This window comes from Paraburkholderia diazotrophica, assembly GCF_900108945.1.
GTDB lineage: Bacteria > Pseudomonadota > Gammaproteobacteria > Burkholderiales > Burkholderiaceae > Paraburkholderia > Paraburkholderia diazotrophica.
The window spans coordinates 1-22,855 of sequence record NZ_FNYE01000011.1 but is presented as its reverse complement, the minus strand read 5'-3'; the positions used below and the strand labels follow the sequence as shown (position 1 = coordinate 22,855).

Below are 22,855 nucleotides of genomic sequence, written 5' to 3'. Positions count from 1 at the left end.
GCTGTTTCACTGACGCGCGAGATGGTCGGCAATCTCGCGCAACTCGCGCAGCATCCGTTCGCCTGCCGCGACGTACTGCGGCGGATCGCCCGTCAGCACGCTGGCGCGGAACGTCTGCAGCGCGCGCTTCAGCGGTTCGTACCGGAGCACCGACGCGCCGCCGTCGACGCGATGAATCCATTGCCGCAGCGCGGCCGGCCCGGTGCCGGGCTCGTCCAGCAGAAGTTGCAGTTCGTCCGCGTCCGAGATCAACGTCTGGGCGATGACCGCGATCAGCGCGTCGTCGCGTCCGCTGCTGCCGAAACTCTGGTTGATGGCGGACCAGTCGAGATCCGGCAGAGCGCTTGCCTCGCTCGCCTGGGTAGCGACGGCTGCGGAAGCTGAGTCCATCCCGGCGGCAACGCCTCCGCGAACGAAGCCTGCATCGGCTACCGTCGCACCAGCATTCGACGCAACCGCTTCTTCGCTCGCCCATGCTTCGGGACCCGGCAGGCACTGAGGCGCAAACCGGGCGATGCACGTGACCAGATCACTGAGCTTTGCCGGCTTGTAAAGGCATTCGTCCATCCCGGCGGCAACACATTCGCCGCGCTCTTCACGCCCGACGCTCGCCGTCAATCCGACGATCGGCATGCGGCGCGCGCCATCTTCCCGGGCGCGTATGCGCGTCGCGAGCGTGTAGCCGTCCCTCTTCGGCATGTGGCAGTCCGTGATCAACAACGCATAGTCCGTGGACTCCAAAGCCTCCAGCGCTTGTGCGCCGTCTTCAACGGCATCGCACGTGCAGCCGAGCAGTTCGAGCTGCTGCCGGATCAGATGACGGTTGATGGGGTTGTCTTCGGCAATCAGGATCAGAACGTGCTGGCGCAACGCGTCGTCGCGGCTGCGTGGCACAAGCGGCACAAGCGGCGCGAACGCCGATGCGGGCGACTCCAGGCCGGGTTCCGCATCGCCGTGCAGTGCGGCGTTGCGTACGGCCGAAACACCCTGCAACGTGACGGGATAAACGCCCAGATAAAAGACGTCTCCCACCCGCAGATATCCGCTGGACTTGGGCGCGGCAGTCGTAGGAATGACAGGCACATGCCCCGTCTGCTCGTGAACGACGGGCTCGTGTCGATCGTGCGCGAGCAGTCCGTCCGAAGGCCGTTCTGCCGCCGTCAGATAATCGTCGATGATCAGCTGACACTGCGCTGGCAACGTGCCGGCAGTGCCAGGCAACCCGTTCGGGTCCAGCGTCGCCACGGCGCCTCCGAGCGTACGCACGGCTTCCGTCAGACTGCGCAGCACATAGGCGTCACGGATACGCAGGCCAACCGTCAAGCCCCCGAGCGGACAGCACTGAAACTCCCGCTGACAGACTTCCAGCGGCACACGAAACTCCACGCGCGTGCCACGGCCAATCTCGCCGTTCATGCCGATGGTGCCGCCCAGCATATCCACGAGGCGCCGGCAGATCGACAGCCCGAGGCCCGTGCCGCCGAAGCGCCGCGTCGTCGACGCCTCGGCTTGCACGAATGGTTGGAACAACTGCGCCTGCTGCTCCGCGCTGACGCCGATGCCCGTATCGGTGACGCGCCACACGATGCTTTGCACGCCATCCGCTTCGTCCGCCCGTTCGACGTCGAGCGTGACGCTGCCCTCCGTGGTGAACTTGATCGCGTTGCTGAGCAGATTGAAAAGAACCTGCCGCAGCCGCACGCCGTCGCTCCAAACCAGGGGCGCCACGGCCGCGTCGATGCACAACCCGAGCCTCAGGCCTTTTTCCTGCGCGCGCCAGAAAAGCAGGCCGAGGCTGCTCGCACACAGTTCGCGGATATCGACGGACGCGCGCTCGATAACGATCTTGCCCGTTTCGATCTTCGAGTAGTCGAGTATGTCGTTCAGTATCTGCAGCAACGATTCGGCGGCCTGCGAGATCAGCTTTACCTTGTCGGTCTGATCGGGGCGAAGGTTGCTGTGAGCCAGCAACTCGATCAGGCCCAGCACGGCACTCATCGGCGTGCGTATTTCGTGGCTCATCGTCGCGAGAAAGTCGCTCTTCGCGCGCGACGCCTGCTCGGCGGCATCACGGGCCGCGGCAAGCGCAGCCGCGTATTCGTGCTCCTGCTCCGCATCGCGCCAGTAGCCATTCCAGACGAGATCGCCGTTGCCCGCTGTCTGCGGCACCGCATGCAGCCGCGTCCATCTGAACGCGTCGTGACGCTGCACGCGGACCTCACGGCTGACGGCCGTCAAGCTCTGGCCGGCATTGCGGAGATCCGCTAAAAGCGCGTCGCGGTCGTCGGGATGGATCGACGACAGCATGTTCGCGCCGACTTGCAGTTCGGCGCTGGTCTTGCCGAACAGCTCGACGGAACTGCCACTCAGCCACGTGTAACCCGGATCGCGGTTCTTCCCGCGTCGAAACTGGAAGGCCGTCGCCGGCAACTGGCTCGTCACGTCGAGCAGCCGGAGTTCCGCTTCGCGGCGCACCTGCGCCTCTTTGCGCAGCAGTCGCCGCGAGCGCCACAACACGGCGATGACCACGAGCATCGCGATCGCGAAGGGCGCAATCCGCGCGGCGATGTCTCGCCAGGACGGACCGAGCACGTAGTTCGCGGCGAAGTAGCGGTTCTGGATTGCCAGCCGCTCGGTGTCCGGCATCGAAGCCAGTGCGCGGTTGACGAGCGGCATGAGCCGGGCGGCCAGCGTCGGCGCCATCGCAATGCCAGTCTGCAGCGGAGCGCCGCCGGAGCCGATGACGCGAAGATTGCCGCCATGCATCCGATTCAGCATGTAGTCGGCGGCGGCCAGATCGTCCACATAGACATCGGCCGTTCGCTGAGCGACGGCGTTCATGCCGGTTTCGATATCCGGAACCGCAATGATGCGCGCCTGCGGCGCCGCCGATATCACGAGGGAGCGCAGACCGCCGCCCTCGGCGACGGCCACGCGCTTGTCGTTGAGTTCGCGCATCTGGCCGATCGCGGGCGTATCCCGCGCGCCCACGACGACGACGGGAAACGTCGCGTACGGACGCGACACGGGAATGCCACGCAGCGCGGAATCGCCTGGCACGGCGACGGCGATGAGATCCAGCTTGCCGGATTGCAGCGCATCCACTGTCGTGGCGAAGTCGGGCAGGCGCTCGCGCACGAAGGTGACGCCCAGCTTGTCCGCCAGATAGCGGAGATAGTCGAGCGCCATGCCGTGCGGCTCGCCACCGTCGTCGACATACGCGTAGGGCGCCAGTCCCGTATCGGCGGCTACGCGCAGCGGCGGCAGCGAGCGCAGATAGGCGCGCTCGTCACCCGTCAGAAAGAACGGCCCCGCGGTCTGCTGCTGGATCGGTCCCGTGCTCATCCAGCGGCTCACGATGCGCTGGCGGGCATCGGCGGGCAGCGCGTTCAGCCGCTCGTTGAGCGCGTCGCGCAGCATTTGCCGTGCGCGGGGAAAGCCGAAATGGACGCCGCTTTCCGTTTCCCGGTAGCGATTGATTTCTGCCAGCCCGGCAAACTCTGACTGCGACAACGCGTATTCGACAACGGGCGCCAGCGTGATATAGACATCGGCATCGCTGTGCAACACCGCGCTCAGGCCGGCGTGCGCATTGGTCACGTGCACGAAGATGGAATCGGGGTAGCGCTCGTGCGATACCCGCTCGATGTAAGAGCCGGCTTCCGTGGCGATGCGTTTGCCGGCGAGGCGCGCGAGCATGCTGCCCGCCGCTGTATCCGACGCACGTCCGACCACCAGCACATCGGAATCGAAATACGCATCCGAAAGCACCAGGCAGGGCCTCGGTCGGCCCGGTCCCTGGAGGCCGAGCACGATATCCACAGAGCCCGCGCATACAGCCGCGTTCAGTGATTCGAAGTCTGGAAAGATCTGAACCCGCACCTGCGTCGAAGGGTCCAGAACGGCCTTCAGGAAATCGAATGCGGCGCCGGACAGCTGACCGTTGTTCAGAATCACAATCGGGGGCCAGCCTCCTTCGACCACCCCGACGGTGAGGTTGTCCGACGTGGTCGTCTGCGATGGTGTCTGTGGTGATGTCTGTCCGACGGCCCCGCTCGACAGTACGGCAAACGTCACCAGCAAGAGCAGAAGCAGGGGCAGTCTGACGCGAAAGATCGAGGTCTTGTGCATGGCACTCCGGAAAAACGCGAACAGCAAAGTCAACCGCTGACGTTGACGCGCTGGCGAAGCCGCGTGGAATGAAGTTTGCGACGCAGACTGCACGCGCTGATGCACCGACAGATAATTAGCTGGCCATCTGTTGTCAAATGCATTTGAAAAGTGGGCCGCGGCTGGAGTGACCCGTTCGGATGGAGGCGGAAGCAGGATCGGAAGCGGGATCGGCGCGGAAAGCGGGGATGCTTGCCGCCGTCTTGCAGAGACTCGCAGAGACTCGAAACGTCAGAGCATCATGGGTTTGTGTCCAGGCGTGCCATGCGTTCACGACCTGTCCAACGGGAGATGCGATGCCCTATCAGACAAACGAGGATCTTCCGGCGTCCGTCCGGGATCACCTGCCCTCTCACGCCCAGGATATCTATCGCGCCGCGTTCAATCACGCGTTCGATGCGCATGCCTCTGATCCGCGCCGCGAAGAGGCGGCTCACCGGATCGCGTGGGCGGCCGTCAAGCGGTCCTACGACAAGGAAGGCGAAACGTGGGTCCGCAAATCCTAGACGTGTCCTTGTGAGAACGCGACGCGCCTCTCGTATCCGGGAACCGTGTTCCCGGATCGGGCGGCTTGCGCGGCGACAGGCGATTCTCCGTGACATACGCGCGGGCCACGTCGCGCGCATCGCAAAGCCGCGTACCCGGCTGCTTCATCGTTGCGGCGGCCGCGGCAGTCCCGTAACCGAGCGCTTCGCGGGGCACTGCGCCCTGGTCCAGCGCCCAGAGCATGCCGGCGAGAAAGCTGTCGCCTGCGCCGATCGCACTTCGCACCTCGGCTTTCAGCGCGGGCATGCAGTAGGTCTCGTCGCGCGTCGTCAGCAGCGCGCCATTTTCCGCAAGCGTCAGCGCGACCATCCGCGCCTTGCCGTCCGCGATCAACGCCCGCGCCGCGTCGGCCTGGCTGTCGGCATCCGGCAGCGGCAAGCCCGTCAGCTCGCGCAGTTCGTTGAGACTCGGCTTGACGATATCGACGAGTCCGCTGTCCAGCACGGCGGCGAGAGCGGGCCCCGACGCATCGACGGCCACGCGGATGTTCGGCCTCACAGCGACTGCCACGCGCGCAAGCTGGGCGTAGGCATCGACGGGCACGCCGCGCGGCAGGCTGCCGCTCAGCACGAGAAAGCGGGCGTCCCGCAGATTGGTGGCAAGGCTGCGCAGACAGGCATCCCATTCGTCCGCCATCACGTGCGGTCCTGGGAGAACGAAGCGATATTCCAATCCGCTCGACGATTCGACGACCGAGAAATTCTCGCGGGTCTCGCCCGCGATCTCCACCCAGCGCGTATCCAGCCCTTCAGCCGCGAGCAGGCTGCACAGCGTGCGGCCATGATCGCCGCCCGCGAGAAAGAGCGCCGCACATCGCGCGCCCAGACGGTGCAGGACACGCGCAACATTGATCCCTCCGCCGCCAGGATCGCGTTGCGCTACTTCGCATCGGAGCTTGCGCGTATCGACGATGCGATTGACGGACGTCGAAATATCGACGGCGGGATTCAACGTAACGGTGAGCATGTCGGTCATCGCTATTTCCTTTACGTCTCAGCCGGCTCGATGCGTTCGATGCGAAGCACGCTCTCGATGCATGCGTCGTTTCGATTGCTCATCGCCGGCCAGCGCTCAAATGTGTACCTGCATCAACGCTCACATCAGCGGCATGATAGTGGGAAAGGCCAGATGCGCCTGCACGCGCTTCACGCCCTTCACTTCGCTGGCGGCGATGCACAGCGCTTTCTCTTCTTCGTCGGACTGGATCATTCCCCACAGATGCGCGACGCCATCGACGACGATCACATTCTCCTTCGGCAACGCCCACCGCTTGCCGTGCAAAGCGGCGACGATCGCGTCGGCAATTTCCCTATCGCCGACGGGCGCATCGTCTCGTATCGGCGGCGGCGCGCTTGCAAGCGCGCGGATCAGATTCGAGCGGCTCACGATGCCGACCAGCTTGCCGTCGCGCATAACCGGCACGCGTTTGATGCTGCGCCTTTCCATCATGTCGGCGATATGCATCAGCGATGTCTGCTCGTCGACGGTCATCACTTCGGACGTCATCACGTCGCCCACGAGGCGCCCGCGCTCTTTCACGAAGGTCGTCGCCAGCTCGCGCGTGGACGAAAGGAATTCCAGCCACCAGGGGTTTCGCGTCTGCGTCGATGTTTCGACACGCCGCAACAGATCCCCCTCGCTGACGATGCCAACGAGCGCGCCGCTTTCGTCGACAACGGGCATGCCGCTTATCCCGTTGTCCACGAGACGCTTCGCCGCTTCCTGAACGGTCATGTCAGGTTGTGCGCAAATCACGGACGGTGTCATCACGTCGATGGCTCGCATGGTCTTCTCCTGAAAACGGACGCAACTGAATGTGCGGTACCGGCTGCATGAACGCAGGGACGGCCGATCCGACCTGATTCAAGCTTCCGTCCGCAGCGACCCGGCAGGACTGATGCAGATCAACAGCCAGTGACTTGCGGGCAGTAACCTGAATGCCTAGCCAAAATGCTCGTTCTCCTCGCCCGCCACGGTCACCGCCCTTCATGACTCTTTTGCTGATCGCACTGAACGTGCTCGCGTTCGCCGTGGAGGCGCTCAATCCGAATTCGCTGATCGACGCCTTCGCGCTATGGCCGCTGAACACGGTAGGCAGCGGCGCGCCCGCTTTCCACACCTGGCAACTGCTCTCGTATAGCGCGCTGCACGCCAGCGCGACGCATCTCGCGTTCAACATGCTGGGTCTGTTCATGTTCGGCAACGAGGTTGAGCGCATGCTCGGCGGCCGGCGAATGCTCGCGCTTTATGTGACGAGCGTCGCGTGCGGAGGCGTCGTGCAAACGCTGACCACGCTGTCGATGACGGGCGACGCCTATCCGACGATCGGCGCGTCCGCCGGTGTGTTCGGCGTGCTCATCGCCTACGCGATGATGTTTCCGAGGCGCCGTGTCGTGCTGTTGTTCCCACCCATACCGATGCCTGCATGGCTCTTCGCCACGGGCTACGCGATGCTCGAACTGGTGCTCGGCGTCTCGCGCGAAGCTTCGGGTGTCGCGCATTTTGCGCATCTGGGCGGCATGGCGGGCGCGGTCGCGCTGATCGTCTACTGGTCGGGCAAGCTCGATCGCGGTCCCGTCGACTGAAGCGATTCGCCTGGCCCTGGGTCGGGTGCGCGTTGTATTGCGCGTCTGAAGTTCTCGCGGCTTCAGCCCGAACAGGATTCCTTGTCGCGCCCCACTTCGCTTTCTTCGTGATGGCTCTTTTGCAGAGCGAAACGCGGAACCTGCACGTCCTGCGCTTGCGTCTCGACGACGGCCGGTTCGGCAGACGTGAACTCATCGGATGACGCATCGCCGTCGCGCGATCGAGATCGTTCTCAGCACCCGTCGATACATCGCCGAACATGAGCTCTTCCGCGACCCGCCCGCCGAGCATCACATCGAGCCCGTCGCGAGCCACCACCGCTGCTAACCGCGAACCGCGGCGATCACAACATCGCCGCGCGAGGCAATCGCTCAGGCCACGCCCAGCCGGTCGACGACCTGCCGCACGCCCTGCACCTGCGACGCCGCGAGGCACGCCGCGCGCTTCTCGTCGAGCGACCCGACGGTGCCGGAGAGCGTCACGACGCCGTCGTGCGTATCGACGGATATGCTTTCGATTTCCCGCTGCAGACGCTCGCTGAGCGTCTGCGCGATCTGCGCGGCGACGTCGGCGGCGGGCGGCTCGCATACGGCGAGCCGGTTGCTCACGCCGACGACGCCCTTCATCCGGCCGACCAGCATGTCGATCGCGCGCCGCTGCTTTTCCGTATCGACCCAGCCCGTGAGCGTCACGCAGCCGCGCTCGTTCTCGACACGCACGCGGTCGGCGGACAGATGCATCACTCGCGACAGCGTCGCGACGATCCGCGCGGAGAGCATCTCATCGGATTTGACGTAGCCGCTTGCGGGCGGCAGCGACAGTTCCATCACGAGCGCGCGACAGTCCACGATACCGCGCAGCGTCTGTTCGACGAGCTGCTTTTGCAACGCATTGGGCACGGTTCCCGTCAGCGTCACCACGCCGCCGTGCACGTGCACGCGGATTTGTCCCACATCGATCGTCGCGTCCGAATGCAACGATTGTTCGATCTGCTGCCGCAGTGCTTCATCCTGTTTCATTGCGGTCTCCATTTCTGCAAACGCATACAGTCTCAGCATCGTCGATGGTGTGGCTCGGCGCTTGATGTCGATCAACGACTTGCGATCTGCACTGGGCGCTTCGCCCGTCCCGGCCCCGTTGACTCAGATCAAGCCTACGTCTAGCGCCCACGCTTAAATGATCGGACATAGTCCACTACGGTTGCGCGAAATGAGCGCCATCCGTCGAACCACGCGGAGGTCCGCCATGTCACGCAGTAAGTTCGTATTTCACCCGCATGCACGGTCGTTGCCGAGCGCGGCGCAGCGGGCCGGCGCAGCAGTTTGCGCGAGCACGGCCCTTCCCCTTCGCTGGTCGCTCTCTTGCGGCGCAGCAGCGCATCCGGGCGCCGACTGGCTGTTGCTGTTCACATGCCTGCTGGCGCTCGCGACGCTGCTCGCGGCTCCGACGCCCTTCGCGGCGCCGGGCTCGCACGATGCCGTCTCGCTTGTCGCGATTCTTGTCTACCACCGCTTTTCCGGCGGGGACGACGATTCGACGGCCGTTACCATCGCCACGTTCCGCGCTCATCTGCGCTTCCTGCGAGAGCGCGGCTATGCGATCGTGCCGCTGCGCCAGATCGTTGCGTGGTTGCGCGAGCCGCGCGCGCCGCTGCCGCAGAAGGCCGTTGCGCTGACCGTCGACGATGCGCAGCAGTCGGTCTATGAACGCCTGTTGCCGATTGCACAGCGCGAGCAGTTGCCCGTCACGCTCTTCGTCTATCCGTCCGCGATCTCGAAGGCATCGTGTGCGCTGACCTGGGAGCAATTGCGCGCGATGCGTGCGACGGCTCTGTTCGACGTGCAGTCGCACACCGGCTGGCATCCGGGCTTCGCCGTCGAACGCAGCCGCCAATCGTCTGCTGCGTTCGAGCGTTTCGCAACGGCTCGACTGCAAGATTCGCGCGAACAGATCGAGGCTGAACTCGGAACGCAAGCCGACATGCTCGCCTGGCCGTTCGGCGTGTGCGATGTCGACGTCATGCGCATTGCGGGCGCGCTCGGCTACGTCGCGGGGTTCACGCTGAGCGCGCGTCGCGTCGAAAAGTCTTCGACGTTGCTGGCCTTGCCCCGGTTCCCGATGGTCGACGATGTGACGCCGCGCATCCTCGGCCGTCTGCTCGGCGAGCCCGACACGCCATCCGTCCATGCGCCGCGCGCACGTTCGTGACAGCGCGCGCCGCTTATGGGCACGCGAGCGCGCGCGCAACAGTCGCGGCGTCGCGCTCGTCCAGACGCTGCACGCGATGTATGCTCAGGCTATCGCCGTATGCAACGCCACCTGCGCTATCGACGGATGCACAGAGCCGATCATGTGGTATGCCCTCATCGATGCACAACGACGCATGACCCGCGCGATGGCCGAAAGGCTGCCGGAGGAATGCGCGTGTCCGCCTGCTGCGCAAGCGCCGTGGGTCGTGCCCGGCGAAGCGGCAAGTGCGTTCCGACACTGGCTGCTCAGATCCACCTGTGCGTTCGAGCAGGCGCCGCCGTTCGCGATCGACGCCGTCACGAGCAACCTCACGGGCGACGGATGCCGGATTTCCATCGATGAATCCGTCGTCGACACACTGCCTGTTGGTGTGCTGCGCAAGTTCACGCGCAACCGCATCGCGCCGGAGCCGGCCGGAAAATGGCCCGTCATGCTGTGCTCGCCGCTCGCCGGCCATCACGCCGTGATGATGCGCGAAACGGTCGAAACGTTGCTCGAACACCGCGACGTCTATATCACCGACTGGGCCGACGCCCGCGATGTGCCGCCCGAAGCCGGCCCTCTGCCGCTCGACGATTACGTGCTCGCGCTCGAACGTTTCATCGGCGCCGCTCGCGCGCAAGGAACGCCCGTCCACGTGATGGCCGTCTGCCAGGGGACCGTGCCGGCGCTCGCGGCGACCGCGTTGCTCGCAAGCTCGCAGGACGCTCCATTCGCCAGCGTGGCGCTGCTGGGCGGGCCGATCGATACGCGTCTGCATCCGACGCTCATCGACCGCTTCGCCCGTTCGCACACGCTCGACTGGTTTCGCACCAACGCGATCGACGCCGTGCCCGCGCCGTATCGCGGAGCCGGACGGCGCGTGTATCCGGGCTTCGTCCAGCAGGCGGCCATCAACGCCGCGCACCCGGAACGGCATCTGTGCCTGGAGGGCCGCTACTGGGCGAGCTGGCTCGCAGGCGACATGTCCGGCGCACTGAAAGCGCTGCGTTCGCTGAACGAGTACGCCGCCGTACTCGATATGGCGGAGTGCTATTTCCTCGACATCATTCGCGTCGTGTTTCATGAACATCTGCTGCCGCGCCAGACGTGGTCGGTCGCGGGACGGCATGTAGTGACGGACGCGCTTCGCGATACGCCCCTGTGCACGGTAGAAGGCGACGACGACGACATCGCAGGCAAAGGGCAAACCCATTGCGCGCACGAACTGTGCAACACATCGCAAGCGCGGGCGGGCGGGAAGATCAGCGTTCCGCACTGCAATCACTACGACCTCTTTACGGGCGAGCGCTGGCGCGACGTCGTGCATCCCAGCCTGTGCGAATTCTGGCGCAAAATCGAAAACGCCGCGTCCGCAATCCCGCACAGGCGACGCGAGACAAGACCCGCCAAGCGGAGACAGGCATGACGCGCCGTCGAGGGCACAAGAAGTCTGCGCCCCGCTTCCGCCGTTCTGATGCTGTGCATCGCGGTGCGCAGCATGCGGCGAACCGCATCCGCGCCGCGCAGCGCGGCGTGCGCGGGCTCGATCCCGCGATGCGAAGGCCTGGCACGTATCGTCATCCGGCGGGCAGGATCGTCAGGATTGAAACGCATATCTCCGTTGTGTATCTCGCCGGGCGCTTCGCGTATAAGATCATCAAGCCCGTCGCTCCCGGCTTCGCGGACTTCACGGCGGCCGGGACGCGGCGGCGCTGCTGTGAAGCGCAGGTGCGTCTGAACAAACCGCTTGCGCGCGCGCTCTATCTGGGTGTGCTGCCCATCGCGCGCAAAGCCGGACGCTTGCGACTCGGCGCACACGGTGCCGCAATCGAACATGCGGTGAAGATGCGCCGCTTCGACGAGGCCATGCTCTTTTCGACGCTCGCAAAGCACGCGGCACTGACGCCGCGCGATATCGACGGCGCAGCTCAACGGCTCGCGGACTATCATCGGCATGCGCCGCATGACGTGCCTGTGTCCCGATATGGCAGCGCTGCGCTGCTGCGCGCGCAGGTCGAAGCCGTCAACGCATCGCTGCGGGCAAACGTCAGTCATCCGGCGCTGCGTGAGATTGCCGCATGGTGCGCGCAACAACTCGACAAGCACGCATCCGCTATCGAAAGACGCCGCGCCGATGGTTTCGTGCGCGGTTGTCATGGCGATCTGCACCTCGATAACGTGGTGCGTTGGCGCGGCCGGATCGCGATGTTCGACTGCATCGATTTCGACGATGCGCTGCGCTGGATCGACGTCGCAAACGACGTCGCGTTTCTCGTCATGGATCTGCGCGCGCGTGCCGGAGCGCGTCTTGCAAACCGGCTGCTGAATGGCTGGCTCGAAGCGTCCGGTGATTATTCGTCGCTTGCGCCGATGCCGTTGTACGTCGTCTATCGCGCGCTGGTGCGCGCGTGGGTCGCGCATCTCAAGGGCAGAAATGCATCTGCCCGCAGAGCCGCCAATGCCGCGCTCGATACGCAGCGCTACATCGAGGTCGCCTGCGCGGAGATACGGAGGCCACGGCCTGTTTTATTGCTCTGTCACGGCTACTCGGGTTCGGGCAAATCGGTCGCGAGCCGCGCATTGGCTGAACTGAGCGGCGCTGTGCATCTGTCGAGCGACGTCGAACGCAAGCGGTTGATTTCATCGCGTGGATCGAATGGCCGCCTTGGCGTCGAGCACTACACGCACATCGCGCGCGATGCGATATACGACCATCTGCTTCGTCTCGCATCCGATGTGCTTCAGAACGGATACAGCGCGATCGTCGACGCGACATTCATCATGCGCATCCACCGCAACGCGTTTCTCGCGCTTGCGGAGCGCCTTTGCGTTCCTGTTCGCATTCTCGACTTTCATGCCGAGCCGTCGGTGCTCATCGAACGCATCGAGGCGCGCAACCGGGGGCCGCGCGATGCATCCGACGCCGATGTGTCGACGCTCACGCTGCAACTTGCAAGCGCCGATCCGTTGACAGATGATGAAAAAGCGCTGACCTTCACCTTCGATACGGCCGTCCCGCTCGCCGCATTCGACTCAAACGCTTACTGGCAGTCCGTTATCGAATTCATGCAGCGCGCCGCCGAGCCCGCCGAACCCAACGAACCAACAGCGCAAGCGTGCTAGCTCAGCTGCGGATTCAGTCGCAGAAGCGGAAATACCCGCTATGCAGCAGCACAGGCTTGCCGCCCACTTCGTTCAACATCCGCTGCGTAGCGCGCTCGATTTCCAGGCGATGCGCCGTGAACGCGCCGATCAGATCGTCTTCCCGCAGCGAACGCGCGCCGAAATGATCTTCGAGTGCTTCCGCCGTGATCGCGCACTGGACAGGCTGAGCGTCGACGAGCGCGGGAAACGCCAGCACCAGATCACGTGCGCAATATTCAGGGGCACAGAAAGGAAACGAAATATTCATGATGCCCACCCCACTCGCGAATGAAATGACGCATCGGAAAAACTCGCGGGCCCTCTGCGCGCCACCTGCCCAAACCAGCTTAGCCCGCCGCAACCCGCCGCGCTTGATGCACGTCAATGCAGACAGCGCACGGCGCGACTGCGCATCGCTTGACCTGCATCAACGCCATCGACTCGCCGCATGGGACGATCGATTTGACCTTGTCGCGTTCATGAAGGTCGACCTGTTTCTTGATGCGGATGACCACGCCATGATCAAACCTATCTTCCGGATCGGCGCAGCGCTGCTGAACACGCCCGCGCCGCGGCCCGTCGAAGGGACGCCGGCACCCCACATCGGTTTGCCCGTCGCGCATCGCAGCGGCGGCATGCCGTTGCTCGATGCATTGGCGGCGCGTCAGACCTCGCGCAGCTTCGCCGATACGCCGATCGACCATGGCACGCTCAGCGATCTGCTGTGGGCCGCCGACGGCATCAACCGCGACGCCGACGGCGGACGTACCGCGCCCTCGGCGCTGGGCGGCTATGAGATCGACGTCTACGTGCTGCTCGCAAACGGTACGTATCGCTACGACCCCGTCAATCACGCGCTCGAACTCGTCGCGTCGGCGGATCTGCGAAGCATGACGGGATATCAGGACTTCCACGGCCATGCGCCCGTCAACCTCGTGTACGTCGCCGATCTCACGCGCATGCAGGACATTCCGCAAACGCAGCGCGAAGCGTTCGCTTATGCGAGCGCTGGCGCGATTCTGCAGAACGTCTATCTTTTTTGCGCATCGGCGGGACTCGCGGCGGCCGCGCGAGGATGGATGAACCGGACGGCGCTCGCCGTCAATCTGAAATTGCCCGTCGGGTCGGCTGCGCTCCTTGCGCAGACCATCGGTCATTTTTCCGGCACCGATAAGCCATAAGCGCGCGGGATCGATGCGGCTGCAAATGCATGGACGTGTGACAGCGCGCACCATCACCATCATGAACGCAACAGCCGCAAACCCATCCGCCCGCATCATCGCGCTGGTCCCATCCACGCGCGAAACGCCCCTTCCACTTCGACAATCGACTGCGCGCACGTCGAATACATCAGCGCGGCGTTGCCGTCGCTGTCGTACATGCCGCGGCACATCGCCCTGAGCTGTATCAGCGTGTTGCCGTCGTCGGTCAGGCTTTTCGTCGCCGCGAGATACACGAAGCCGAACGAATGCGGATCGCCCGTTTCGATGACGGTATCGTCGGCACGAACGATCCGGCTCGCCGAATGAGTCTTGATGAACGATCGGGTGCGCGCCCACGCGCGGTCGCAATCGACGCTCGAATTGCAGACCACCGATGCGTCCTGTCGCGCCCGAAAGAGCTCGACTTGCCTGTTTTGAAAAGCAGCGTCGCGCGATGCGCTCGCACAGCCGCCGAGAACCGCCGCGCACAGCATCGAAAGAAGAAACGCCCTGAACCATGCACGCTTCACGTTTGCACCTATCCGTATGAGCCCGCCTGCGCGAAAGCGGAAGTCGACGCAAGCTCGACGATCTCGGACGTGATCTCGTCCTGTCGCACGATACGGTAGTCGCGCGTGAGCGCTTCCAGCTTGTCCTTGACGTGCTGGCTCGCCGCGAGCATGGCCGCGACGCGTGCCGCGTTTTCCGCTGCGAACGACTGCATCAGCCCTTCGCACACTTCGACGTAAACATACCGCTCGGTCAGCCCTTCGAGCAGCCGGTCGAGCGGCAAGTTGAGCAAAGGCGGCTGCATCCGCGAGGACATGCTGAACCGCGCGAAATCGAACGGCACGAGACGCCGCGTCACGATGCGGTCCTCGAGGCCCGGACCGGGCATTGCATGGACCAGCCACACTTCCGACGTGTCGCGGTTGTTGAAGCGCGCATACACGGCATCCGTGATCGCACCGGCGACGCGCATCACGTCGTCGGCGTGCGCGGCCATCGGCACGGACCACGCGCACTTCAGTCCGCGCTCTTGTGCCAACATCGCGCCGCGGGTGCCGACCACGAAAATCTCGGCGGCGGCGTCGGCGTGCAGATGCTCGACGCGCTCGATCAGACGCTCGTTGAAACCGCCGACGAAGCCCTGCTCGGTGCACACGACGATCACGATTCGCGCGAGGCCCCTTTCGGGCTCCGTCCCGGCCGCGTGGATGGACGGGGCGGCCGATACCAAGCAGGACGGCGCGACAGCCAGCACCATCCCGATCGCCTCTCCAACCGTTGCCGCCGCCGAGCGGATGCCAGCGAGCCGCCCCTGGGCTTCGCGTTCGCGCGCGGCAGCGATGCCGCGCATCGCGCTGATGACGGATTCGAGCTGCCGCGCGGTCGCCGTGCGGCTTTCGATCTCACCGAGTCTGCTGCTCATCGGAGGGTCCCTGTGCTTCGTGATCGTGAGCCGCATTGCGCATCGCACGCTCGACCAGCTCGCGGATCGGATCGGTCAGGCGCTTGCGCAGCGCGTCGTCGAGCGGGCCCGACAGCCAGGCCGCTGCGCCGGCATCGGAGGCTTGTCCCTGCGCTTCATCCGCTGCGATGAGCCGCTGCCTGACCCAGCCCGGCACGTGCAGCGGCGCATGGTCGAAGGCGCCATCGGCGAGCGCCGCGAGCAACGCGATCTGATCGGCGGGGCGCAATGCGGCAAAGCGCGGTTGCGTGATGAGCGCGCGTATCCGCTTGCCCCGCTCGACTTGCGCATTGACGCGCGCATCGGCGAGTCCGCCGAAACGGCTGAACATTTCCAGTTCCAGAAACTGCGCGTACTCGAGCCGCAAACGACCCGCGACGTCGCGCAGCGCGGCATGCTGCGCCTTGCCGCCGACGCGGCTGACGCTCAAGCCCACATCCACGGCCGGCCGCTGATTCGCCGCAAAGAGTCCCGCGTCGAGCACGATCTGCCCATCGGTGATCGAGATCAGGTTCGTGGGGATATAGGCCGACAGATTCCCCGCGTCGGTCTCCGCGATCGGCAAGGCCGTCAGCGAGCCGCCTCGCAGCGCGGCCGACAGTTTGGCCGCGCGTTCCAGCAGGCGCGCGTGCAAATAGAAAATGTCGCCGGGGTAGGCCTCGCGTCCGGGCGGCTCGCGCGTGAGCAAGGCCAGCTCGCGATGCGTCGCGGCGTGCTTCGTCAGATCGTCGATGACGATGAGCACGTGCTGTCCACGGTCGCGAAAGTACTCGGCGATCGAAAACCCGGCGAAGGGCGCGATCCATTGCAAGCCCGCCGACGAAGCCGCCGACGCGACGACAAAGATGCAACGCTCGGACGCCCCATGCTGACGCACGGCATCGATCACTCTCTGCACGGCCGTCGCGCGCTGGCCGACCGCGACGTACACGCAGATCACATCACTGTGCTTCTGGTTGACGATCGCATCGACGGCAAGCGATGTCTTGCCCGTCGCGCGGTCGCCGATGATCAGCTCGCGCTGTCCGCGCCCGATTGCGAACAGCGCATCGACGATCAGCACGCCTGTTTCCAGCGGCTCATGAACGAAATCGCGCTCGATGATCGCGGGCGCTGGACGCTCGACAGGCAGGCGCGCATCGGCCTTCAACGCATCGCCGCCGTCGAGCGGCCGTCCGAGCGGATCGACGACGCGCCCGAGCAGCGCCTCGCCGACGGGCACATCGAGCACCGTGCCCGTGCGGGCGACGTGCATGCCCGCGCGCACCGACGCGCCGCTGTCCAGCAGCACGATGCTCGCAACGGCGGCATCGAGCGAATGAACGAAGCCGCGCACGCCGCCTTCGACCTCGACCAGTTCGTCGAGCGCGACGTCGGACAGGCCCGTTACGAACGCGATGCCATCGGCGACGTGCTCGACACGGCCGATGCTCGTCGCGCGCGCTTTCAGCGTGAGCCGTTCGAGCGCATCGCGCTTGCCCGCGAGCCATTCGCTTGCGGGCCGCTCGTCGTTCATGTCAGCGCGTGTGTCCATCATCGCGAAGCAGCCCCGTGCGAATCTGTTCCAGCTGGTCCCGCCAGCTATTGCGCACGACGCCGTGCGCGCCCGACAACTCCAGTCCCGCGATCAGCGCGCGATCGACTTGTGCATGCAACGCGATCGTGCTTCCGAGCGCGGCGGAAAGCGCCGTTTCGCATGCGGCGCGCTCGTCGGGTGTCAATGCGCGCGGCGCGATCAGTTGCAGCGATGCATTTGAGGCCATCTGCGCGCGCGCGGCGGGCGAAAGCGAGCGCACGCCGTCAGCGAGTCCGTCTACGAATGCCGTGACACGCAGACTATCCGGCACGCGGTCGAGCAGCTTGCCGGCGATATCGACGGCCAGTTGCACCGCGAGCGCCGACGCCGCCTCCGACTGCGCCGCGCTTTCGCGCGCCCGGTCCGCCGCCGCCTGCGCATGCAGCCGGTCGGCTTCTTCGTGCGCGGCGGACAACAGGGCCGCGCGCTGCTTGTCCGCGTCCGCCTCGGCTTGCGCCAACGCCTGCGCGCGCTGCGTCGCAAGCCGTTCGCGTTCTGCCGACAGCGCATCGCGTTCGGCCTGTGCCGAAGCCTTCGCCGCATTCGCGTCGTTCATCAGCGCATGCGCGCTCGCCTGCCGTTGCGCAATGATGTTGGCCACGGGACGAAACAGAAAACGCGCGAGCAGCCAGACGAGAATCAGCGCGTTGACCGTTTGCAGCGCCAGCGTCGACCAGTCGATTTTCATCGCGCGCCCTACTTCACGAACGGATTCGCAAACAGCAACAGCAACGCGACCACGAGGCAATAGATCGCCATCGTTTCGATCATCGCGAGACCGACGAACAGCGTGCGCGACACGGTGCCCGCCGCATCCGGCTGGCGCGCGATCGCATCCATCGCGGCCGCGACGGCGCGGCCTTCGGCGAGCGCGGGACCGATCGCACCGAACGACACGGCAAGCGCAGCCGCTGCGATGCTGACGATTTCGATGAGGTTCATGCCTGTCCTTTCTGTTTGTTCTGAACGTGAGTGTGTACGTCGCCGACGGCAGCCCCGATAAATACCATCGCGAGCACCGCGAAGATATACGCCTGCACGGCGCCCGTCAGCAGATCGAGCGCCATCAGCGGAATCGGCACGAGCAGTCCGGCGAGTGACAGCACGATGCCGACCACGAAAACCCCGCTCATCACGTTGCCGAAGAGACGCACGACGAGCGAAAACGTGCGCGTGATCTGCTCGACGACGTTGAGCGGAATCATCACCCACGTCGGTTCGGCGAAGGTCGCAAGGTAGCCTTGCATGCCGCGCGTGCGCACGCCGTAGACGAACGTCGCGACGAGAACGAGCAGCGCGAGCGCCGCATCCGTTTCGAGGTGCGCAGTGGGCGGCTCGATGCCCGGAACGAGCGACGACCAGTTCGCGATCAGCACGAACAGAAACAACGTGCCGATCAGCGAGCGATACGGCGCGGGATCGGTTTGCATCGTGTCGCGTATTTGCGCGTCGATCGTGCCGACGAGCAGTTCGAGCACCGTCTGCGTTCGCGACGGCATGATCGAGAGCTTGCGTGTCAGCAGCACGGCGGCGATCGTCATGCAGGCCATGATTGCCCACGTGACGACCACGGGCGCGGTGATGGCGACGGCGCCTACGTGAAGCAGCGGCTCGGTGACAAGGGGCGAATGAATCATGGCGTCGCTCGCTCGAGATGAAGCGCGATGCTGCGCGTCCAGATAAAGCCGCCGATTCCGCCGAGCAACGCAAACGCGCCCGCCTTCGCAAGCAGAAAGAAAATCGCCGTCGTCAGCGCGAGGCGGGCGAGCTGCACGGCGAACGCGATCTGCGCGCGCCCTCGCGCGAAATACATGGCGTTCCAGCGCAGCGAAATGAAATGGACCGCGCCTGCCAGCAGGCCGACGGCCAGCCCCGCGACCACGAGCGCGATGGCGCCGTGCAGATGAGCGATTGCTGCGTTAATCACGATCTTTCCTTTGCTGTCGATGCATCCATCGCCATGCGGACCAGAGGCCGATTGCCGCTCCGATCATCAGGAGCGGCGCCGAGAAAAAGATCCGTGTGCCCGCGATCCGGTCCAGCCAGCGGCCGAGCGCGAGACACAGCAGCGTCGGCAGCACGATGGTCCAGCCCAGAATGCCGATCTGTCCAAGACGCGCGCCGAGCGACGGCTCGGGCTGCTCGCGTCCCGTCTCGTCTCGCGCTGCCGCGCGTCGCGCGGCGCGCGCCACGCGGTCGCCGTCGTTCTCTTGCGAAGGCGGGCGGTCCGTCATCCCGGTTCTCCGTGCGTTCTCTCAGGACGCAGATAACGCAGCATCTGACGCACTGCCTGCGCATGGAGACGCGTCTGCTCGACGCGCGCGCGCCGCATCGCGTCGAGGCGCGCGGCGCGCACGCCGCGCACTTCTTCTTCGAGCCGTTGCAGCGATTCACCTGGCACAGCCTCGCGGCAAGCCACCGACACCGTCGTGCCACGCGACACGATCAGCACGCCGCCATCGACGGCACAGTAATGTTCGATGCCGTCCGCCGTCGTCCAGCGCACGACCGATGCGCTCAACAGCGTCACCATGTCCGCGTGCCCGACACGAATGCCGAACGCGCCACTGTCGTCCTCGGCGCGCAACGACACGATCTGCAGCCCGTCGACGACGACGCGCGCCGGTGTCGCAATCGTCAATGCGAGGGAACTGGGCGGCATCGTGATGTCCTCCGCTCAGGCCGCGACGGGCGCGATGCCCGCCTCTTTGCTGCGGGCTTCCTTCGCGCGCGCCTCGTCGAGCGTGCCGACCATGTACAACGAGCTTTCCTGCCAGTCGTCGCACTCGCCGTTAAGAATCGCCTTGCAGCCGGCAATCGTGTCGGTGAGCGCGACCGATCGGCCGGGCTGCCCGGAGAACGCTTCCGTCACGGCGAAAGGCTGCGTCAGAAAGCGTTGCAGACGGCGCGCCCGCTGCACGATGCGACGGTCGTCGATGCCCAGCTCCTCTATGCCGAGCAGCGCGATCACGTCCTGCAACTCGCGCTGATGTTCGATCACGCGCCGCACGTCGTTCGCGACCGCCGCATGCGTGGCGCCGACGACGAGAGGATCGAGCAGTATCGACGACGACGCGATGGGATCGATCGCGGGATACATGCCCTCCGCCGCGAGCGCGCGCGACAGCACGACCATGCTGTCCACGTGCGACGCGATGGTCGTGACGGCGGGATCGGTGAAATCGTCGGCGGGGACGTAGACGGCTTCGATGGCCGTCACGGCCACGTCGCCGACCGACACGATGCGCTCCTGCAACGCCGCGACCTCGCTGGCAAGCGTCGGCTGATAGCCGACACGCGACGGCATGCGTCCGAGCAGCCCCGACACTTCGGCGCCCGCCTGCACGAAGCGGAACACGTTGTCCATCAGAAGCAGCACGTTCTGGCGGCGCTCGTCGCGAAAGTGCTCGGCGATCGTCAGCGCGGTGAGAGGCACGCGCCAGCGCGCGCCCGGCGGCTCGTTCATCTGTCCGTAGACGAGCACGGCACGCGGCAACACGCCCGAGCCGCGCATGTCCGACAGCATTTCGTGCCCTTCGCGCGAACGCTCGCCGACACCGGCGAACACGGAGATACCGCCGTACTGCTCGGCCATTGCGTGAATCAGCTCCATCACGAGCACGGTCTTGCCGACGCCCGCGCCGCCGAACATCGCCGCTTTGCCGCCATGCGCGAGCGGCGTCAGCAGATCGACGACCTTGATGCCCGTTTCGAAAAGACGCGTCGCGCCGCGCTGCGCCGACAACGGCGGCGGCGCACGATGGATCGGACGGCGCGCGACGTCATCGGGCAGCGGCGCGCCGCCATCGCGCGTGACGCCCGCTACGTCGAGCAGCCTTCCGAGCACCGCTTCGCCGACGGGCACTTCGATGGGGCCCGCGCCGACCTGCACGATCGTCCCGCGCGCGAGACCCGCTGTCGATTGCAACGCGAGCGCTCGCACGGCTGTCTCGCTGATGTGCGCCTGCACTTCGGCAAGAACGGGCGCGCTGTCCTGCATCGAGATCCAGAGCGCCGTATCGACGCGCGGCAGCGCATGCCCGGCGAAGTCGACGTCGACGACTGCGCCGCGCACCGCGATCACATGTCCCGTTGCCGCGTTCGCTTCTGTCTTCTCGCGCTCGGCGCCGTTGCGTGTCGACACTTCGTGCACCCCGAAAACAATTCCTGAACCCCTTCAAGATAACGGTGGATGTCGGCGGAAAGCTGATCCTGGTCAACGATTGTCGGCATCGCGTGCTCGCTCTTTGGCACGACGCGCGCATCGAGGACGATCGTCGTCCGATTGATGTCGATCAAGCGCTGCAGGCCATGCACGCCTACGCTGATCACCATCGCAACGGCGTGAAAGCAGCCACAACGACGATGAAATCCACCTCGATCATTTCGCTCCTGCTCGGCCTGCTGTTGCTTGCCTCGTGCGGGATCAATCCTTCGATGACTTCCGATCGCGAAGTGAAGGCCGCGTACTCCGACGTGCTCGATCAGTACGGCGAACGCCTCGACCTCGCCGCCGATGCATCGACGCTCGCGCGAAAGTATCTGCCGGCGGGTTCGCTGGCGCTCGCTCAGGTGGACGATTCGCGGGAGGCCGTCGCGGCGCTGCATGCGTCGCCTGAGTTCGTGGACACGCCCGCATCGTTCGACCGCTTCGATATCGCGCAACGTCAGCTGACGGAGGCGATCTCGCAGCTGATGGTCGCGTGCGAAGGCGTGCGCCGCCTGAACAACGAGCCGAAGTTCCGCGCGCTTCAGTCGCGGCTCGCCTCGTCGGCGGGACGGATCGCGCTCGCGCGCGATCGCTACGACGATGCTGCGCGGCGCTATAACGCGTCGCTTCATCATTTTTCTTCGGGGCTTCCTTCGGGTGTCCCCTTCGATCTCGCGGACGCGATTCACGCGGGACGTGACAAGCCGACGTTCCCGGTGAAGGACAGCTCGCCTGTCCATCGTCATCCACGCACTGACTTCGGCGCGTTGCGCGGATCGCTGCGCGTGTAGCCGTCGCCCCCTTCTATCGCGGATGCGGACTGTCGAATCCCGCAGTCCGCTTCCATGAACGCATCACTTTTCCCAAGGAGCCCGACATGCCCCGTCATATGAAAGCCGCCGTCGTTCACCAGTTCGGCGCGCCACTCAGCATCGAAGAAGTGCCCGTGCCCGAAGTCGGGCCCGGCCAGATTCTCGTCAACATTAGGGCGTCGGGTGTCTGCCATACCGACCTGCACGCCGCCGACGGCGACTGGCCCGTCAAGCCCACGCTGCCGTTCATCCCGGGACACGAAGGCGTCGGCTACGTGACGGCCGTCGGCAGCGGCGTCAAGACGGTCAAGGAAGGCGACCGCGTCGGCGTGCCCTGGCTCTACACCGCATGCGGCCATTGCGAGCACTGTCTGAGCGGCTGGGAAACGCTGTGCCACGAACAGCAGAACACGGGCTATTCGGTCAACGGCGGATACGCGGAATATGTGCTCGCCGATCCGAACTACGTCGGGCACCTTCCCGACAACGTCGAGTTCGACGAAATCGCGCCGATTCTCTGCGCGGGCGTGACCGTCTACAAAGGCATTCGCGTGACCGATACGCGTCCCGGCCAGTGGCTCGCGATCTCCGGTATCGGCGGACTCGGCCACGTCGCCGTGCAATACGCGATCGCGATGGGCCTGCACGTCGTCGCCGTCGACATCGCCGACGACAAGCTCGAACTCGCGCGCAAGCTCGGTGCGAAGCTCGCGATCAACGCAAGAAATGTGGACCCCGCAGCGGAGATCCAGAAGGAAATTGGCGGCGTACACGGCGTGCTCGTCACGGCCGTATCGCGCAGCGCGTTCGCGCAGGCGCTCGGCATGGTTCGGCGCGGCGGAACGGTCGCATTGAACGGCCTGCCGCCGGGCGATTTCCCGTTGCCCATTTTCTCGACCGTGCTCA

General features: G+C 65.4%; 23 protein-coding genes and 1 pseudogene. 8 read left to right on the top strand and 16 right to left on the bottom strand.

What is annotated here, in order from left to right; all coding sequences use genetic code 11:
• Nucleotides 1-6: 6 nt before the first annotated feature.
• The gene (locus BMW76_RS15830) at nt 7-4,131 is read right to left on the bottom strand and encodes an ATP-binding protein (protein WP_090866582.1); all 4,125 of its coding nucleotides are present in this window, start codon (nt 4,129-4,131) and stop codon (nt 7-9) included.
• Nucleotides 4,132-4,310: 179 nt separating this feature from the next.
• Between BMW76_RS15830 and BMW76_RS42600 the strand changes: the two genes are divergently transcribed.
• Nucleotides 4,311-4,676: a ChaB family protein gene (locus tag BMW76_RS42600; protein ID WP_322789272.1), complete on the top strand. Its 366-nt coding sequence runs from the start codon at nt 4,311-4,313 to the stop codon at nt 4,674-4,676.
• Here BMW76_RS42600 and BMW76_RS15820 read toward each other — a convergent pair.
• Nucleotides 4,627-5,691 (bottom strand): 1-phosphofructokinase family hexose kinase, encoded by a 1,065-nt coding sequence (locus BMW76_RS15820; protein ID WP_090866577.1) that lies wholly within the window; start codon nt 5,689-5,691, stop codon nt 4,627-4,629. The two genes, BMW76_RS42600 and BMW76_RS15820, sit on opposite strands and share 50 nt — an antisense overlap.
• Before the next feature lie 120 nt (nt 5,692-5,811).
• Complete coding sequence (locus BMW76_RS15815; RefSeq protein ID WP_090866574.1) at nt 5,812-6,501, bottom strand: CBS domain-containing protein; 690 nt, start codon at nt 6,499-6,501, stop codon at nt 5,812-5,814.
• A 203-nt stretch (nt 6,502-6,704) separates the two neighbouring features.
• Here BMW76_RS15815 and BMW76_RS15810 point away from each other — a divergent pair, with 203 nt between their 5' ends.
• A complete protein-coding gene (locus tag BMW76_RS15810) occupies nt 6,705-7,301 on the top strand; it encodes a rhomboid family intramembrane serine protease (RefSeq protein ID WP_090866571.1) in 597 nt (198 codons plus the stop codon).
• A 184-nt stretch (nt 7,302-7,485) separates the two neighbouring features.
• On the opposite strand, the pseudogene BMW76_RS42450 reads toward BMW76_RS15810, so the two are convergent.
• Nucleotides 7,486-7,608: pseudogene (locus tag BMW76_RS42450) on the bottom strand (hypothetical protein); the annotation flags it as partial.
• Nucleotides 7,609-7,673: 65 nt separating this feature from the next.
• On the bottom strand, nt 7,674-8,321 hold the full coding sequence (locus BMW76_RS15800; RefSeq protein ID WP_177200399.1) for a BON domain-containing protein: 648 nt from the start codon (nt 8,319-8,321) through the stop codon (nt 7,674-7,676).
• A 226-nt stretch (nt 8,322-8,547) separates the two neighbouring features.
• Here BMW76_RS15800 and BMW76_RS15795 point away from each other — a divergent pair, with 226 nt between their 5' ends.
• The 3 genes from BMW76_RS15795 (at nt 8,548) to BMW76_RS15785 (ending at nt 12,657) form a co-directional block, all read left to right on the top strand.
• Nucleotides 8,548-9,510 carry a polysaccharide deacetylase family protein gene (locus tag BMW76_RS15795; protein ID WP_177200398.1) on the top strand — a complete coding sequence of 321 codons (963 nt, stop codon included), beginning with the start codon at nt 8,548-8,550 and terminating at the stop codon, nt 9,508-9,510.
• Between the two features lie 142 nt (nt 9,511-9,652).
• The gene (gene phaZ, locus BMW76_RS15790; RefSeq protein ID WP_090866919.1) at nt 9,653-10,960 is read left to right on the top strand and encodes a polyhydroxyalkanoate depolymerase; all 1,308 of its coding nucleotides are present in this window, start codon (nt 9,653-9,655) and stop codon (nt 10,958-10,960) included.
• Nucleotides 10,957-12,657, top strand: coding sequence for a bifunctional aminoglycoside phosphotransferase/ATP-binding protein (locus tag BMW76_RS15785; RefSeq protein ID WP_090866565.1), 1,701 nt, complete (start codon nt 10,957-10,959; stop codon nt 12,655-12,657). Before phaZ ends, BMW76_RS15785 begins: the two co-directional genes overlap by 4 nt.
• 13 nt (nt 12,658-12,670) lie before the next feature.
• Here the strand turns inward: BMW76_RS15785 and BMW76_RS15780 are convergent, their stop codons facing one another.
• Nucleotides 12,671-12,955, bottom strand: coding sequence for a DUF1488 family protein (locus BMW76_RS15780; RefSeq protein WP_177200397.1), 285 nt, complete (start codon nt 12,953-12,955; stop codon nt 12,671-12,673).
• Nucleotides 12,956-13,196: 241 nt separating this feature from the next.
• Between BMW76_RS15780 and BMW76_RS15775 the strand changes: the two genes are divergently transcribed.
• The gene (locus BMW76_RS15775) at nt 13,197-13,859 is read left to right on the top strand and encodes a SagB/ThcOx family dehydrogenase (protein WP_090866915.1); all 663 of its coding nucleotides are present in this window, start codon (nt 13,197-13,199) and stop codon (nt 13,857-13,859) included.
• A 95-nt stretch (nt 13,860-13,954) separates the two neighbouring features.
• On the opposite strand, the gene BMW76_RS15770 is transcribed toward BMW76_RS15775, so the two are convergent.
• Genes BMW76_RS15770 through atpD form a run of 10 tightly spaced genes read right to left on the bottom strand, consistent with a single transcriptional unit; the run spans nt 13,955 to nt 21,071 of the window.
• Entirely contained in the window at nt 13,955-14,410 is a 456-nt protein-coding gene (locus tag BMW76_RS15770) for a hypothetical protein (protein WP_245763250.1), read from the bottom strand.
• Between the two features lie 8 nt (nt 14,411-14,418).
• Nucleotides 14,419-15,312, bottom strand: a complete 894-nt coding sequence (locus tag BMW76_RS15765; protein ID WP_090866563.1) for a F0F1 ATP synthase subunit gamma — start codon at nt 15,310-15,312, stop codon at nt 14,419-14,421.
• The gene (locus BMW76_RS15760) at nt 15,293-16,867 is read right to left on the bottom strand and encodes a F0F1 ATP synthase subunit alpha (protein ID WP_245763249.1); all 1,575 of its coding nucleotides are present in this window, start codon (nt 16,865-16,867) and stop codon (nt 15,293-15,295) included. The genes BMW76_RS15765 and BMW76_RS15760 overlap by 20 nt, the downstream gene beginning before the upstream one ends.
• Before the next feature lies 1 nt (nt 16,868).
• Nucleotides 16,869-17,615, bottom strand: coding sequence for a F0F1 ATP synthase subunit B family protein (locus BMW76_RS15755; protein ID WP_090866558.1), 747 nt, complete (start codon nt 17,613-17,615; stop codon nt 16,869-16,871).
• Nucleotides 17,616-17,623: 8 nt separating this feature from the next.
• Nucleotides 17,624-17,869, bottom strand: coding sequence for a F0F1 ATP synthase subunit C (locus BMW76_RS15750; protein ID WP_090866556.1), 246 nt, complete (start codon nt 17,867-17,869; stop codon nt 17,624-17,626).
• On the bottom strand, nt 17,866-18,564 hold the full coding sequence (locus tag BMW76_RS15745; protein ID WP_090866554.1) for a F0F1 ATP synthase subunit A: 699 nt from the start codon (nt 18,562-18,564) through the stop codon (nt 17,866-17,868). The genes BMW76_RS15750 and BMW76_RS15745 overlap by 4 nt, the downstream gene beginning before the upstream one ends.
• The gene (locus BMW76_RS15740; RefSeq protein WP_407668965.1) at nt 18,561-18,854 is read right to left on the bottom strand and encodes an ATP synthase subunit I; all 294 of its coding nucleotides are present in this window, start codon (nt 18,852-18,854) and stop codon (nt 18,561-18,563) included. Before BMW76_RS15740 ends, BMW76_RS15745 begins: the two co-directional genes overlap by 4 nt.
• Nucleotides 18,847-19,161: an AtpZ/AtpI family protein gene (locus BMW76_RS15735; protein WP_090866552.1), complete on the bottom strand. Its 315-nt coding sequence runs from the start codon at nt 19,159-19,161 to the stop codon at nt 18,847-18,849. Before BMW76_RS15735 ends, BMW76_RS15740 begins: the two co-directional genes overlap by 8 nt.
• The gene (locus BMW76_RS15730) at nt 19,158-19,589 is read right to left on the bottom strand and encodes a F0F1 ATP synthase subunit epsilon (RefSeq protein WP_090866550.1); all 432 of its coding nucleotides are present in this window, start codon (nt 19,587-19,589) and stop codon (nt 19,158-19,160) included. The genes BMW76_RS15735 and BMW76_RS15730 overlap by 4 nt, the downstream gene beginning before the upstream one ends.
• A gap of 15 nt (nt 19,590-19,604) precedes the next feature.
• Complete coding sequence (atpD, locus tag BMW76_RS15725; protein ID WP_177200396.1) at nt 19,605-21,071, bottom strand: F0F1 ATP synthase subunit beta; 1,467 nt, start codon at nt 21,069-21,071, stop codon at nt 19,605-19,607.
• 221 nt (nt 21,072-21,292) lie between these two features.
• Here atpD and BMW76_RS15720 point away from each other — a divergent pair, with 221 nt between their 5' ends.
• The gene (locus tag BMW76_RS15720; protein ID WP_090866909.1) at nt 21,293-21,928 is read left to right on the top strand and encodes a LemA family protein; all 636 of its coding nucleotides are present in this window, start codon (nt 21,293-21,295) and stop codon (nt 21,926-21,928) included.
• 86 nt (nt 21,929-22,014) lie between these two features.
• Nucleotides 22,015-22,855, top strand: an 841-nt coding sequence (locus BMW76_RS15715) for a zinc-dependent alcohol dehydrogenase (protein ID WP_090866907.1), incomplete at its 3' end; no start/stop codon positions are given.

Coding starts and splice junctions, on each gene's coding strand:
- BMW76_RS15830 (WP_090866582.1), bottom strand. CDS start 4,131: ATGCACAAGACCTCGATCTTTCGCGTCAGACTGCCCCTGCTTCTGCTC.
- BMW76_RS42600 (WP_322789272.1), top strand. CDS start 4,311: ATGGAGGCGGAAGCAGGATCGGAAGCGGGATCGGCGCGGAAAGCGGGG.
- BMW76_RS15820 (WP_090866577.1), bottom strand. CDS start 5,691: ATGACCGACATGCTCACCGTTACGTTGAATCCCGCCGTCGATATTTCG.
- BMW76_RS15815 (WP_090866574.1), bottom strand. CDS start 6,501: ATGCGAGCCATCGACGTGATGACACCGTCCGTGATTTGCGCACAACCT.
- BMW76_RS15810 (WP_090866571.1), top strand. CDS start 6,705: ATGACTCTTTTGCTGATCGCACTGAACGTGCTCGCGTTCGCCGTGGAG.
- BMW76_RS15800 (WP_177200399.1), bottom strand. CDS start 8,321: ATGAAACAGGATGAAGCACTGCGGCAGCAGATCGAACAATCGTTGCAT.
- BMW76_RS15795 (WP_177200398.1), top strand. CDS start 8,548: ATGTCACGCAGTAAGTTCGTATTTCACCCGCATGCACGGTCGTTGCCG.
- phaZ (WP_090866919.1), top strand. CDS start 9,653: ATGTGGTATGCCCTCATCGATGCACAACGACGCATGACCCGCGCGATG.
- BMW76_RS15785 (WP_090866565.1), top strand. CDS start 10,957: ATGACGCGCCGTCGAGGGCACAAGAAGTCTGCGCCCCGCTTCCGCCGT.
- BMW76_RS15775 (WP_090866915.1), top strand. CDS start 13,197: ATGATCAAACCTATCTTCCGGATCGGCGCAGCGCTGCTGAACACGCCC.
- BMW76_RS15765 (WP_090866563.1), bottom strand. CDS start 15,312: ATGAGCAGCAGACTCGGTGAGATCGAAAGCCGCACGGCGACCGCGCGG.
- BMW76_RS15760 (WP_245763249.1), bottom strand. CDS start 16,867: ATGAACGACGAGCGGCCCGCAAGCGAATGGCTCGCGGGCAAGCGCGAT.
- BMW76_RS15755 (WP_090866558.1), bottom strand. CDS start 17,615: ATGAAAATCGACTGGTCGACGCTGGCGCTGCAAACGGTCAACGCGCTG.
- BMW76_RS15750 (WP_090866556.1), bottom strand. CDS start 17,869: ATGAACCTCATCGAAATCGTCAGCATCGCAGCGGCTGCGCTTGCCGTG.
- BMW76_RS15745 (WP_090866554.1), bottom strand. CDS start 18,564: ATGATTCATTCGCCCCTTGTCACCGAGCCGCTGCTTCACGTAGGCGCC.
- BMW76_RS15735 (WP_090866552.1), bottom strand. CDS start 19,161: ATGACGGACCGCCCGCCTTCGCAAGAGAACGACGGCGACCGCGTGGCG.
- BMW76_RS15730 (WP_090866550.1), bottom strand. CDS start 19,589: ATGCCGCCCAGTTCCCTCGCATTGACGATTGCGACACCGGCGCGCGTC.
- BMW76_RS15720 (WP_090866909.1), top strand. CDS start 21,293: ATGAAATCCACCTCGATCATTTCGCTCCTGCTCGGCCTGCTGTTGCTT.